The sequence below is a fragment of the Flavobacterium sp. CAU 1735 genome, assembly GCF_039888695.1.
GTDB lineage: Bacteria > Bacteroidota > Bacteroidia > Flavobacteriales > Flavobacteriaceae > Flavobacterium.
Map to the genome: position 1 here is coordinate 182,652 of NZ_JBDQQQ010000002.1, position 13,103 is coordinate 195,754.

11 protein-coding genes are annotated in these 13,103 nt (G+C 40.3%); all 11 read right to left on the reverse strand.

Annotation, left to right across the window (positions count from 1 at the left end):
* Positions 1-1,083: an efflux RND transporter periplasmic adaptor subunit gene (locus tag AAFN64_RS07945; protein WP_300491627.1), complete on the reverse strand. Its 1,083-nt coding sequence runs from the start codon at positions 1,081-1,083 to the stop codon at positions 1-3.
* Between the two features lies 1 nt (position 1,084).
* Positions 1,085-2,329 carry a TolC family protein gene (locus AAFN64_RS07950; RefSeq protein WP_347760036.1) on the reverse strand — a complete coding sequence of 415 codons (1,245 nt, stop codon included), beginning with the start codon at positions 2,327-2,329 and terminating at the stop codon, positions 1,085-1,087.
* A 110-nt stretch (positions 2,330-2,439) separates the two neighbouring features.
* Positions 2,440-3,801, reverse strand: a complete 1,362-nt coding sequence (locus AAFN64_RS07955) for a HAMP domain-containing sensor histidine kinase (RefSeq protein WP_300491623.1) — start codon at positions 3,799-3,801, stop codon at positions 2,440-2,442.
* 1 nt (position 3,802) lies between these two features.
* A complete protein-coding gene (locus AAFN64_RS07960) occupies positions 3,803-4,483 on the reverse strand; it encodes a response regulator transcription factor (protein WP_300491621.1) in 681 nt (226 codons plus the stop codon).
* Positions 4,484-4,561: 78 nt separating this feature from the next.
* Complete coding sequence (locus AAFN64_RS07965; RefSeq protein WP_347760037.1) at positions 4,562-6,763, reverse strand: ATP-binding protein; 2,202 nt, start codon at positions 6,761-6,763, stop codon at positions 4,562-4,564.
* 496 nt (positions 6,764-7,259) lie between these two features.
* On the reverse strand, positions 7,260-8,009 hold the full coding sequence (locus AAFN64_RS07970) for an Asp/Glu racemase (RefSeq protein ID WP_300491617.1): 750 nt from the start codon (positions 8,007-8,009) through the stop codon (positions 7,260-7,262).
* 22 nt (positions 8,010-8,031) lie between these two features.
* Positions 8,032-8,943, reverse strand: coding sequence for a fumarylacetoacetate hydrolase family protein (locus tag AAFN64_RS07975; protein WP_300491615.1), 912 nt, complete (start codon positions 8,941-8,943; stop codon positions 8,032-8,034).
* Positions 8,944-10,062 (reverse strand): cupin domain-containing protein, encoded by a 1,119-nt coding sequence (locus tag AAFN64_RS07980; protein WP_347760038.1) that lies wholly within the window; start codon positions 10,060-10,062, stop codon positions 8,944-8,946.
* Between the two features lie 2 nt (positions 10,063-10,064).
* On the reverse strand, positions 10,065-11,045 hold the full coding sequence (locus AAFN64_RS07985; RefSeq protein ID WP_347760039.1) for a carbon-nitrogen hydrolase family protein: 981 nt from the start codon (positions 11,043-11,045) through the stop codon (positions 10,065-10,067).
* 23 nt (positions 11,046-11,068) lie between these two features.
* Positions 11,069-11,500, reverse strand: coding sequence for an acyl-CoA thioesterase (locus AAFN64_RS07990; protein WP_347760040.1), 432 nt, complete (start codon positions 11,498-11,500; stop codon positions 11,069-11,071).
* 18 nt (positions 11,501-11,518) lie between these two features.
* Positions 11,519-13,102: a glutamate synthase-related protein gene (locus tag AAFN64_RS07995; protein WP_347760041.1), complete on the reverse strand. Its 1,584-nt coding sequence runs from the start codon at positions 13,100-13,102 to the stop codon at positions 11,519-11,521.
* Position 13,103 lies beyond the last annotated feature (1 nt).

The following is a 13,103-nucleotide window of genomic DNA, read 5'->3' on the forward strand; positions in this document are numbered from 1 at the left end:
CTATTCATTTAGGGCGCCGTAAACTAACAACTGGTTTTGTGTCATTACATTTTCTCCTTCGTTGATACCGCTTGAAATATAAGCCGTATCGCCAACCTGACGGAAAACTTCCACTTGTCGGGCTTCGATATTATTTCGGTCTTTATAGACTACCACAAAATTTTTGCTTTTGTCGAAGATCACTGCCGAAGCCGGAACCGCCAACATTTTTTTGTCGCTTTCCATATAGGAGATTTTAATGGAAGCACGCATTTCCGGTTTTAAAACATATTCCGGGTTATTTAATTTGATCAAGACTTTCATGGCTTTGGTATCCGGATCGATAATATTAAAGATCTTATCCACTTTACCGTTAAAAACCTTATCCGGATAACTCAACGTTGTTACGGCTGCGTTTTCGCCCAGTTTGATCTGGTTGATATCCGTTTCGGTTACATTGGCAATGGCCCACACATCGTTGATCTCGGCGATATCGAAAATATTGTCGCTTCGGTCGTTACGCAGTAACATATTTTCGTTGATGTCTTTCTGGATGATAAAACCACTCAACGGAGAACGCACTTCATAAATAGCGCCCGATTTGATATTGTAAATTTTATAGGTTTCCTGAATACGTTGTAATTGCGATTTGGCCTTATCGTAGTTGCTTTTGGCTTCCAAAACATCGCGTTCGGCATTTAATTTCCCTTCGAATAACTCCTGCGCTACCTTAAGGTTGTTTTTTGCTACGATTACATCATTTTTAGCGTCGTCGAGCTCTTTTTCAAAATCGGCTACTTCGGTACTTCGGATCGTAGCGAGCAATTGTCCTTTTTTAACATAATCGCCCAATTCCACATATACTTTGGCTACGCTACCGCCAACAACCGGGAATACCTCAATGGTTTTGTTGTTGTCGGTTGTGATTTTTCCGTAATAATTCAGTTCGTTGCGAAGCGGTTCTAAAGTCACCGGAGCTGTTTTGGTGGTTTGTAGCATTTTATTGCTCAGCACAAAAGTTTCTTTTATTTCCGCTTTTTTTTCTTTGTCCTGACACGAAATTAAGGCCAGTAGCGACAGACAGGTTATTATTGGATATTTCATATTAGAAGATGGTTGAATTGGTGATATGATTGATTTGTTCTCCGGACAGGATCAGTTGTTTGCGCATTTCGTTTAACTGCAGTGTACTTTGGTTATAGCTTTCCATAAAATCGGTAAACTCCAATAGCGAAATATTGCGACGCTGAAAGTTCATCAATACGCCTTTGTAAACCAGGTCGAGATTTTCGTTTATGGATTTCGACAAGGACGTATATTCTTTTTTCTGTTCCTTCCAGATCGAAAGTGAACTGTTTACTTGCGTCTTTAATTCGAGTGTTTTTTGATCTTTATTCACTTTTGACTGACCTAATTCGGCTTCGGCAATTTTGATATTTCCTTTATTTCGGTTCCAAAGCGGTAATGGAATTCCCAAGGTAAAGTTCACCTCGTTTTTAAAAGCACCACCCACCTGATCGTAGGCCAGACCGGCTGTGACATCCGGAACCGATAATGATTTTTGAAGCTTTACCGCCAATTCCTGGTTTTCAACCTGTTTTAGAACACTCAGGTATTCCGGATTTTTTTCCTTAGCGATGTTAAACAATTCACTTTCGGCATATTTCGGACTATTAAAAACAAGCATTAGCTCACTTTCATCGGCCAATGGCGTTAATTCTTCGTCAATACCGGTAAGAATAGTTAGTTTTTGTTTGTTTTCGGCAATGTCTTTTTGGATGGCAATACGATCGTTTTTAAGATTTAGCAATAAGGATTGCAGGCGTACCACATCTTTTAAAGGAACATTACCTTTATCGGCCTGTACTTCGTAGGATTGTAACAGGCTTTCAATTTGAGCTGTTTGCGATTCGATACTGGCAATTTTCTTCTGATCGAAAAAGACCGTATAAAAGCTTTGACGCAGTTCGTGTTTTAGATCCTGCATTAATTCTTCAAATTGCAATTCGGCCAGTGCCACATTGGATTTTGCCAGTTTGATCTCGTTGCGTTTTTTACCTCCAATATGAATCAGCTGATCTACAGCAACGGCTTTTTGTCCATTTTTGCCCACGTCGAAATACCGTTTGTCTTCGGGATTTAAGGCGTTAAAAGCCAATGACATATTCGGATGATCCCAGATCCGGGCCTGAATAACAGCAGCCTGTGCCGCGGTGATATTGTATTGTTCGGCCAGTAACTGGAAATTGTTTTTCTGCATGGCGTCTTCACAGTCTTTTAGCGTAATATTCTTTTGTGAAAAGGCCAACTGGAAAAACAGCAGTGATAGTATAAAAGGAGCTACTTTCATCTATAAAGAGTTTAATTTGTTACAAAGATGCAGGCAGTAACCTTAAAACAGCCTTAAAGCCGACCTTAAAAAAAGCTTAAAAAGGTATAGATGAATCGGAAAAAGGTGTTTTAAACCGGGAAAGTAAGCGTAAATTCGTGTTGTTCGGAAGTATCGTCATACGTATAGGCTAATTGTGCCTTATGTAAATCCAGAATACGTTTGGCGATGCGAAGTCCCAAACCGGAGCCCTGAATTTTTTGATTTTTGGTTCCTCGAACAAACGAGTTGAAAATTTTCTTTTCTTCTTCCGGGGAAAGTTTTTCTCCTTTATTGATCAATCGAATCTGAATATTCCCCGTTGGATTATCTTCAATGATCACATTTACTTTACGGTCGTACGAATAAAGATAGGCATTTTTAAAAAGATTGGCAAAAACGATCTCTAATAATGAGGTTATTCCTTTGATTTCCAGATCGGATTCGGTATTTCCGATTTCAAAATTCATTTGGAAATCCGGGAAGTTTTTAATCGTTTTTTCATAAACCTGAAAAATGATTTCGTCAATGCGCACTTGTTGGAAATTGGTACCAAAACTGGATGCATTGATTTGTGCCAGTAGCAATAACGAGTTGATCAAATCAGATATCTGGTTGACATCCTTACTCATATTATTCAGGTAATTGAGTGTATGCTCACTATGACCGCCTTGTTGTATCAGATTTTCCAACTGTAAAGTCAACCGGCTGATCGGTGTGCGCAATTCATGAGAAGCATTTGAGGTAAATTCTTTTTGTGCGAGGTACGAACGTTCGATACGCAACAACATCTGGTTAAAGGCCTTGGAAAGTAAATTGATCTCATCCGATTTGGATGATTCGATAATCTGAGTATTTAGTTTGTTAATCGAAATACTGGTGATGATCTTTTGGAAATTATCAAGCGGTTCCAGTGATTTCCGAATCAGGAAGTAGGTGGTAACCCATACCAGTGTGGTTCCGATAAAAAACGACAAGATCAGAATCTGGTATAAAAATTCCAGTTTGCTCATCCCGGATTTGTCTTCGGCGGCAATAATAATATAATAATCGGTATTGTTATAAATATGAAAAACGCCCAATACATCTTTCTCTTTTTCGATCGTATAAACCCGTTTGTGTTTTTTTATTTTCTGTAGAAAATTGACATCCCATTTTACCGAAGCGTCGTCGATACTACTATAAATCAGTTTGTAATTGCTATCAAAAATCAATGTCTTTTCATTGTAAAGTTTATTGATTGTATTTTGATCGATAAGCTTTAAAATCTGATTGTCTATATCTTTTACTTCAAGTAATAGTTTAGTAGTGGTTAGTGCTTTTTCTTCGAGACGTTCCATAAACTCTTCTTTCCGGAAGGTAGAGAATGAGATATAGATAAATATAGCCGATATACCGTAAATTACGGAAAACGCAATACTGACATTTACGGCTATACGTCTCTTTAACGTCATTTTATTCGTCTTTTAGGTAATACCCAAAACCCGGTCGGGTATGAATGAGTTTGTTCTCGTGGTTTTTATCGATTTTTTTTCGAAGGAAATTAATATACACTTCGATGGTATTCAGATTGGTGTCAAAATGAGAATCCCAAATCTGTTCCGAGATGGTCTGTTTGGAAAGTGTTCTACCTTTGGCTTTGGCCAGTAATAATAACAGCTGGTATTCTTTCTGTGTAAGCTCAACAGTGGTGCCGGCTCGTTTTACCGTCATCGAAGTGGGCGCGATTTCAAGGTCGTCAATCACGATTATTTTTTCCTCGTTTTGCGGTGTTGCACTACGTCGTAACAGGGCCAAAACCCGAATCAACAGTTCTTCCAGATGAAACGGTTTTACCAGATAATCGTCGGCACCCAATTGAAATGCATCCATTTTGTCGTTAAGATCGCCATAAGCGCTGATCATCAGGATAGGTGTCGTCTGGTCGGTTTCCCGAATCTGACTGCATACATCCAGTCCGTTGATTTTTGGGACGTTAATGTCTAGTAAGTAAATATTGTATTGTCCGGAACGTAATTGGCGGAAAAAGACTTCTCCGTCGAATACGCAATCACACGCAATGTCTTTTGTTTTTAAAAAGTCACTGATTTCTTTTGAGAGTACTAAGTCGTCTTCCAGGAGCAGAATTTTAATCATTTGATGGCGGCTGTCAGATAAGAATAGTAAAAGTAGGAAAGTTATGCGATTCTAAAAAATAAAGCCCGGAATAATGTGTTATGGATTTGATCCGCACAGCTGCACAATCATTTTGCACAGTTGCTTGGGTTCAAACGGTTTGATAATGATACCATTCATCTCGGCGGCAAATACCTGTTCGGAAATTTCCTGTTTGTCGAAAGCGGTCAATGCAATAACCGGAATGTTGATACCCAATTCGCGAATACGTTTGGTGGTTTCAAAACCATTGATAGCTGGCATGTTAATGTCCATTAACACCACATCGAACGTTTCTTTTTGCAAAAGATCCAGCGCGTGGAAGCCGTTATCGACAATCACATTCGGGAAATTATTGTCGTCCAGGATTTTTTTGGTGACTATCTGATTGATTTTATTGTCTTCAACAACCAATACGCGATAGCTTTGTTCCAAAGCGTATTCCACTTCGAGGTTATCTGTATAGTATTTGATTTCTTCCGGATCCGAATCAAAGCCAATAATCACCGTCATGGTTGTTCCTACGTTTTCTTTACTTTTAATACTGATTTCGCCGTTAAAAAGCGTTACGAGTTGTTTTACAATCGGAAGTCCGAGACCGGTTCCCTGATAATCGTCTTCCTTGCGTTCGATCTGGACAAATTTTTCAAAAACCTTTTCCTGATCTTCTTCGGCGATACCAATCCCGTTATCGATCACTTCAAAGCGGAGGTAATAAATCGTGCCTTCAATTTTTTCAATTTGCGCGGTGATTTTAACGCGGCCTTTATGGGTGAATTTAAGTGCATTTCCGATCAGATTCATAAAAATCTGAGACAAACGTACCCGATCACCAATCAGTAACGTAGGGATGTCTTCGTCTACTTCAAGTAGCAATCTGTTTTTGTTTTTTTCAGCCAAAAACATCAAACTGTCGGTTACCAGATGTAAGTCCTCGATAATGTTAAACGCCGAATTTTCCAGTTTGATCTTGTTTTCATCAATTTTATACACCTGTAAAATATCATTTACCAGCGACAATAAATATTTGGCCGAAAATTTTAAGGATTTCAGATACGAACTTTCCGAAAGTTCTTTGTGTTCGTCGGTAATAATATCGGTGATTCCTACCACGCCATAGAGCGGTGTACGCAATTCGTGACTAATCGTGGAGATAAATTGCGATTTGAGTTGGGAAACTTCTTCGGCCTGATCTTTGGCTTCTTTTAATTGTTTATTGGCAATTTTAAGCTCGTTGTTGATCTTTTTACGGATTTCATTGTTTTTGTATAATGAAAAGAGAAATAACAACAAAAAGATAAGTGTAATGATAAACAATACCACAATAATGCGCGATTGCTGTAAACTTCTGGCCTGAAGTTGTTTTTCACTTTCAATTTGCGATACTAGCCTTTTGTATTCGTCCAATTCAATCTGACTACCGGCTTTTTTTACTTCGTTGATACGCTCTTCGTTATAAATCTGCTCTTTTGTGGTTGTGTATTTTTCAAGATAAAAATAGGCGTTTTCAAAGTCTTTGATCTTAAAATAATACTGAGAAAACTCTTTGTAGAGATCACAGGCATTGGTTTGCAGGAATTCGACCTTGTTTTTTTGACAAAGCTCCAGTGCGGTTTTATAAAAAGCTTCTGCTTTTGCAAAATTATTGGAATGGGTGTAGTAGGAGCCTAATAAGGAGTTAAGGGATATCTGGGCTTCCAGTTCAGTCCCTTTAAGGATCTGTTTTTCCAGTCCGACCAGGTATTTGAATCCTTCGTCGTATTTTTTGGTTTCGAAATAGGCGCTGGCGATATTTAGCCGCGTATAGATGATTTCACTACTGTCTTTTAGTTTTTCGGAATAATAGAGTCCGATTTTGTAATGTTCGATTCCTTTTTCAAAATCGAGCTTGTGATAGCAGTAAGCACTCGCCAGATTGTTGTGTAGCCAGTCTTTTATGGTATCGTTATCGGTTTGATTGGCGTAGCGGAGTCCTTTTTCATAGTACTGTACCGCTTTTTTAAAATCGGAGAATTCCTCATGGTTGAGTCCGATAATGTTGTAGGCTTTGGCGATCAGGATTTTATCGTTAATCCGGTAGGCTTCGTTGAGTGCGTTTTTAGCAGCGATAAGCGATTTTTCACATTCCAGATTTAGCATATGATTGCTGGATTTAGCAATCATTTTAGAAATCTCTTTTCGGGTCATCTCTTCTGTTTGGGCAAAAACAAACTGAGAAGACAACAGCACTAATAGAAATGTACGTAATGGCTTATTAGTCATTGATCACTTAAAAAACTACTGTTATAATTACACAGATCCGCATTTTGTTAAAAACTGTAATTATTTCGCATAACAATATTAGTACAAAAATACTATAAAGAGAATGTTTTGAGAATTAAATTATTCTCATTATGTGAGAATTAATTTTTTCTCACTTTTTTTAAGACTAAAATTGTTTTTTGTTAAAAAGTTTTTAAATGTTTATGTTGAACTGTTATTATTTAAAAAAAATTAACAGTTTTATTTTAATTTAAGTAGTTATTCGATTTGTGATTATTTGTTTTTGTGTCAATATGTAAAGAATAAAATAAAATTGAATGGCATAAATCGAATAATACTGCTTTTTTTAGGGTTAACATTGGGAATGTAAATTAGAATAATAAGCTACTGGAGCAAAATGCACTCATTTTGAAGGTTTCGATTGCAGAATGCTAAGATGCCAAATAAAAAAATCCTGTAAAAAATACAGGATTTTAACGAAATGTTATTGAGGATCTTAGTATTTCCCGCTAAGTAATTCGCCTCCGATCGATGCCTTTGCTTCCAAGCCTAATTTTTTCATCATTTCGTAGGTGGTACAAACGGCAGCCGAAGTAACCGGAATTCCGGTTTCTTTTTGAATTTGATCAATAGCTTCCAGTGATGGCATTTGCACACAAGCTGAAGCGACGATAACGTCTACGCCTTCCAGGTTAAGTCTTTTGTATATTTCCAAAAGATTCATCGGATCCTGAGCAGCAACTTCAAGGTTGTCGGGAATTTCCAAAGCAATGGAATCGACTACTTCAAAGCCCTGATGTTCGATATAATCGACCACCATATCGGTTAGCGGACGCATATAAGGGGTGATCACGGCAACTTTTTTTGCACCGAGTACTTTTAATCCGTTGATCAAAGCTCCTGCACTAGTTACAATTGGCGTAGGGAAGTTGTTTTGTACTGTTTCCTGATGCAGGTTTACTTCCGAAACACAATGATAACCACGCCCCATGCTCATAATCGCAACCAAACAGGCATAGCCCATTACATCGACATGCGCATCGGATAATTCCTGAGCACATTTAAGGCTCATGGCATCCATGGCTTCGAGTTCTTCTTTGGTCACTTTTTTCATTCGCATCCGACTCGAATGGAAGGTAAAACGTTCCGGTAAAAGGGTTTCACGCGAACGGAAAATAGCCGGAATTTCGGTTTCCATCGTAACGTTGGAACTGGGAACAATCTGGCCGATTCTATATTTTTTCATTATATAAAAGGTGTTCTTAATTTTAATTTAATGTTTTGATAGTGTTGGTTATAGTGCCAATATTCTCAACTGTTGCTTTAACAATGTCGCCATCCCACATCCATTCCTGAGGCGATCTTCCGGCACCCACACCAGCCGGTGTTCCGGTAGCTATAATATCGCCTGGTTCGAGGGTGAAAACTGTACTTAAGTCTTCAATCAGATCGTTAATATTAAAGAGCATGAATTTGGTATTAGAGCTTTGTTTTTCAACGCCATTAAGGGTTAACGAAAGGTTTAGGTTATGCGGATCCGGAATTTCGTCTTTGGTCACCAAAACCGGTCCCATAGGTGCAAAAGTGTCTTGTCCTTTCGAAACAATCCATTGTCCGGAACGACGACAGTCACGCGCACTGATATCGTTAATCACGGTATAACCGAAAACATGATCCAAGGCTTCTTCTTTAGAGACATATTTTCCTTTTTTTCCGATGATCACCGCTAATTCCACTTCCCAGTCCAATTGTTGCGTTAGTTTCGGATTATGGATGATATAGTCATCGGTCCCGATAACAGCTGTTGGCGGTTTTGAAAAAATAACCGGTTGTTGTGGCAGTTCTTTAGAAGTATCTAGTGTACGCGCACTTTCGGCTACGTGTTCGGTATAATTTAGGCCAATTCCGATGATGTTTTTACGCGGTTTTGGAATCGGAGCGAGGAAGGTAACATTCGACAACGGGTAGTAGCAATTGCTTTTTTCCTCTTCTGTCAGACTGTCGATTAATTGCTGAATTCGGTGTACCTCATCCAATCCGGCATCGATGAGTTCCAGCATCGTTAACGGTAGGGTTTCTTTTTTGATTTTGGCAACATCTTCCAGGTCAATCATATGGTTGTCCTGAACAACTCCCAAGCGGGGAGCGGTATGGTTAATTTTGTAAGTAGCGAGTTTCATTTATGATTTATTTACTGTTTGGTATCCGTTATTGTCGGGGTAAGCTATTTCCTGATACAGTCCTAATGATTTGATCACCGGAAGGTCGTTAAACGAAAATAAGCAGGCATCTTCAGTTTCGGAAAGATTTACGTGTTCGTGAAAAACCCAGGAAGGTACACAAAAAATATCCCGTTCTTTCCAGTCGTATCGTTTTCCACCGATAATGGAATAACCGTTGCCTTTGGCACATTGGTAGATGATCGATCCGGTATGTTTGTGCGCTTTGGTATGTTGGCCTGGGCGTAACAATTGCATAGACGCGCCCATCGTTTGCATTACCGGTCCACCGGTGAGTGGATTGGTGTAATCCATGATAACGCCGTCGTAAGGCGATCCTTCGTTTACTTTTGCGGCTTCCAGTAATGCCGGATAAACCGATGTCCAGGAATATTTAAAAAGGGGCGAATAAGGTTTATCCCAAACCGTATCGGCCGGAATGAAGCCCGCCGCTCCGCCATAGGTTAATGGCGAATAATTTAAAGGTGCTTCGAGCGGTTGTTTACCGTCAAAAACGGCATAATCGTTGGCTTCCAGGGCGTTTACAAGCGGAATATCCAGTCCGTCCTGCCAGATACAGGTTTTTCCGTTTTCCTCAACGCCGTGTTCGTGCCAGGTGGAGTTTGGTGTGATTACAAAATCGTTTACTTCAAGCATGATTTTATTACCATCAACAATAGTATAACCGCCGGAGCCTTCCATTATAAAACGAAGCGCGGATGCTTTATGGCGATGTGCCGAAGTGCTTTCTCCGGGACGGGTAACCTGAATTCCGGTGTAGAGCCATCCTACGGCTGCACTCACATCTTTGCGTTTGTCATTTACCAGATATACTACACGACGCCCGGCTTGTTCGGGAGTAACGAGTTCGGATGATTTTAAAACCAGTTCGCGCAGGTTTTCGTATTTCCACAGCATTGGAACGGAAGACGTTCGCGGTTCCCAGGGTTCAATATCATTAGCGACGGTCCATAAGGCACCGGCACCAAGTGTTTCCAGTTCTTTATAATAGGCTTCGAGTTCCGGGGTGTCTTTTACCCGGGCTCTCCCGATAACGTCATCATTAAATTGGTCTTCCATGATTATTTAGCGTTAAACTCTTCGTGTGAATTAATAAAGGTAATTTTTCGGGTCGGAGCGGTATTTACACGCAAATCGAAAATATCAAAACGGTTATAATGCCCTAATATGTCGTGCATTTGTTTGGGCTGAATGCATTTTGACAGGTCGATTTCGGCGTAAGCAATCCCTTCATCATCAATAATTGGTTCGCCAATCACTGCGCCATTCGGACCGATAAATCCGGAAAATGCGGAATTTTTACGGGTTAGTAAGGTTTCGGCATCCGGAACATCTTCTTTTAAAATGTCCATAATCTCTTGTGAAATCGTCGAACAGGATACAATTGTAAATAATTTTCCTTCGAAGGAATGGGCTGCTGCGCGAATTTTGATCGCTTCGGCCATATTATAATCGGGTGGCGCAACCGGCAGCGAAATGTAATTCGCGATATGGACAAGTTCGCCTTGCGATAATAGCGTAAACCGTGCCAAAGTATTGGTGTTTTCGCCACAAGCAAGTGTTCCGATCGGACCTACTTTAGTTGGGTATACTTTTAGTGAAGAACCATCGCCGGAAGTCCAGGTGAGTTTTTCGGCCCAGGTTGGTACCAGTTTTCGATGTTTTCCAATCAACTGACCGGTATTGTCGATGATAAGGTTCGTATTGTAAATTTCACCATAACTGGTGCCACGTTCGTTAATACCGATTACAACATGGATGTTGTTTTCCTGTGCGGCCTGTTGGATTCGTTTGATCTCCGGATCGTCTGCAGCAACAGCATTTTTATAGAGTCTTTCATACCATTTGCTTCCCTGTACCGGAGTCATAATCCAGTTCCAGTAGGGATAACCGGCTACGAATACTTCCGGAAAAGCGATTAATTCCGCACCGTTGGCGGCTGCTTCCCGGATAATCGAAATGGCTTTGTCGACCGTTTTTTCTACATTTAGAAAGACCGGTGCCGTCTGAACGGTTGCCGCTTTAAACTTTGAAAATTCCATTTTAGTTTTGAGGTTTAGTAGGGTTACAAGGTAACCAGTAGGTATTGGTTTATTTTGTGTTTCATATCGTCGTTAAAAGCCGAGGCTTTTATACCATCCCGATTTGGGTTAAAAGCGACATTGACCAAGGTAACTTCGCCTTCCAGACAAGTTGCTCCGGCTTCGTCTTCAAACCGGAAACCGCATAGGATGGAAGCGCCTCCGAGATGTTTGACCCATAATTTCTTAGTGAGCGTTTCGCCTAATCGGGCGGCTTTTTTAAACTGTACTTTTAAATCGACGGTAGGGATGCCGTTGGTTTCATGCATTTTCGAAAAAGGACGACTCAAGGCTTCTTCAAACCAGTCTTCCACAAGGCAATTGAGCATTTCGAGAAAACGGGGATAAAAAACAATGCCGGCATAGTCGACATGTTGGAAGCGTACTTTTTCGGTTTTTATAAAGATGTGATTCATTTTTTGAATTATAGGGGATTAAAAACTTTCGGCGGTTGCCTTTTTCCAGAAAAACTGAAAAGCTGTCGGAACGGTATTCTCATTCAGCAAACAACCTTTGTCAATTTCAGGGTACATTTCGTAATAGGTTTCGATTTTTGTTCCGCTCACACGGGCACTGATCACGGTACGATCTACGTCGTCCGGATGTTCAATTCCGGCAGAGGCCATTAATTCCATCGCACTTTTTACCGTTTCGTGCTGAAAACGGGCAACCCGTATACTTTTTTCTTCCGGAACCAATCCTTTTACCAGCTTTGGATCCTGAGTAGCCACACCGGTCGGACACGTATTCGCATGGCATTCCAGTGCCTGAATGCAACCGAGTGCAAACATCATCCCTCGTGCCGAATTGCAGACATCAGCACCAATAGAAAGGCATTTTATAATATCAAAACCGGTAACAACCTTACCACTGGCGATGATTTTAATTTCATTTTTGATACCAAAACCGTTTAAACTATCGTAAACAAAGGCCAGTGCTTCGCGTAATGGCATTCCCACGTGATCGGAATATTCCTGAGGTGCGGCACCGGTACCACCTTCGCCACCATCTACGGTTATAAAGTCGAAATAGGTCTGGGTTTGTACCATGGCTTTACAAATGGACAAAAACTCCGATTTGTTACCAATACAGATTTTCATACCGATTGGTTTTCCACCGGAACCTTTTCGCAGGAGTTTGATAAAATCCATCAATTCCAAAGGTGTGCTAAAAGCCGAATGTCTGGGAGGGGAAATGATATCCTGTCCTTTTTGAACCAATCGGATCGCTGCGATTTCGTCGGTAACTTTTTGTTTGGGTAAAATTCCGCCATGTCCGGGTTTCGCACCTTGCGAGAATTTTATTTCAATCATTTTTACATTGTCCAATGTGGCTCTTTTGGTAAACTCGTCGTACGAAAATCGCCCTTCATTATCACGACAGCTAAAATAACCGGTACCAATATTCCATACGATATCGCCTCCATTTTCAAGGTGATAGGGCGAAAGACCACCTTCGCCGGTATTGTGGTAGAAACCGCCTTGTTTGGCTCCGGAATTTAAAGCCAGAATCGCATTTTTACTTAGCGATCCGTAGCTCATCGCACTGATGTTAAAAAGACTCGCCATATAGGGCTTTTCACATTGGGACGATCCGATTTTAATTTTCGGATTGGAATCCACTTCCGAAAAAGGAATGGCTTTAATACTGTGGTTGATCCATTTGTAGCCCGGTTCGTATACGTTTAATTGCGTTCCGAATGGCATCGAATCGGTTTCTTTTTTACTGCGTTGGTACACCAAACTGCGCTGTAGTCGGTTAAAAGGTTTTCCTTCGGTATCGGTTTCGATAAAATACTGACGCATTTCGGGTCCGATAGATTCCAAAAGATACCGCATACGCCCCAATAATGGGAAATTGCGTTTGATGCTTTGTTTGGACTGATACATGTCGTGTAAGCCCATTAGCACCAACGGGATAAAAATTAAAAGTAAAAAACTGAATTTCCAATTGACGTAAATCAGTATAGCCGTGATGGATAAAACGGTTATGCTAAAAACTACAAATGCTTTTCTCATA

What these genes read in the sequence shown, in the direction of transcription:
- AAFN64_RS07945 (WP_300491627.1), bottom strand. Translation starts at nt 1,083, where the DNA reads ATGAAATATCCAATAATAACCTGTCTGTCGCTACTGGCCTTAATTTCG.
- AAFN64_RS07950 (WP_347760036.1), bottom strand. Translation starts at nt 2,329, where the DNA reads ATGAAAGTAGCTCCTTTTATACTATCACTGCTGTTTTTCCAGTTGGCC.
- AAFN64_RS07955 (WP_300491623.1), bottom strand. Translation starts at nt 3,801, where the DNA reads ATGACGTTAAAGAGACGTATAGCCGTAAATGTCAGTATTGCGTTTTCC.
- AAFN64_RS07960 (WP_300491621.1), bottom strand. Translation starts at nt 4,483, where the DNA reads ATGATTAAAATTCTGCTCCTGGAAGACGACTTAGTACTCTCAAAAGAA.
- AAFN64_RS07965 (WP_347760037.1), bottom strand. Translation starts at nt 6,763, where the DNA reads ATGACTAATAAGCCATTACGTACATTTCTATTAGTGCTGTTGTCTTCT.
- AAFN64_RS07970 (WP_300491617.1), bottom strand. Translation starts at nt 8,009, where the DNA reads ATGAAAAAATATAGAATCGGCCAGATTGTTCCCAGTTCCAACGTTACG.
- AAFN64_RS07975 (WP_300491615.1), bottom strand. Translation starts at nt 8,943, where the DNA reads ATGAAACTCGCTACTTACAAAATTAACCATACCGCTCCCCGCTTGGGA.
- AAFN64_RS07980 (WP_347760038.1), bottom strand. Translation starts at nt 10,062, where the DNA reads ATGGAAGACCAATTTAATGATGACGTTATCGGGAGAGCCCGGGTAAAA.
- AAFN64_RS07985 (WP_347760039.1), bottom strand. Translation starts at nt 11,045, where the DNA reads ATGGAATTTTCAAAGTTTAAAGCGGCAACCGTTCAGACGGCACCGGTC.
- AAFN64_RS07990 (WP_347760040.1), bottom strand. Translation starts at nt 11,500, where the DNA reads ATGAATCACATCTTTATAAAAACCGAAAAAGTACGCTTCCAACATGTC.
- AAFN64_RS07995 (WP_347760041.1), bottom strand. Translation starts at nt 13,102, where the DNA reads ATGAGAAAAGCATTTGTAGTTTTTAGCATAACCGTTTTATCCATCACG.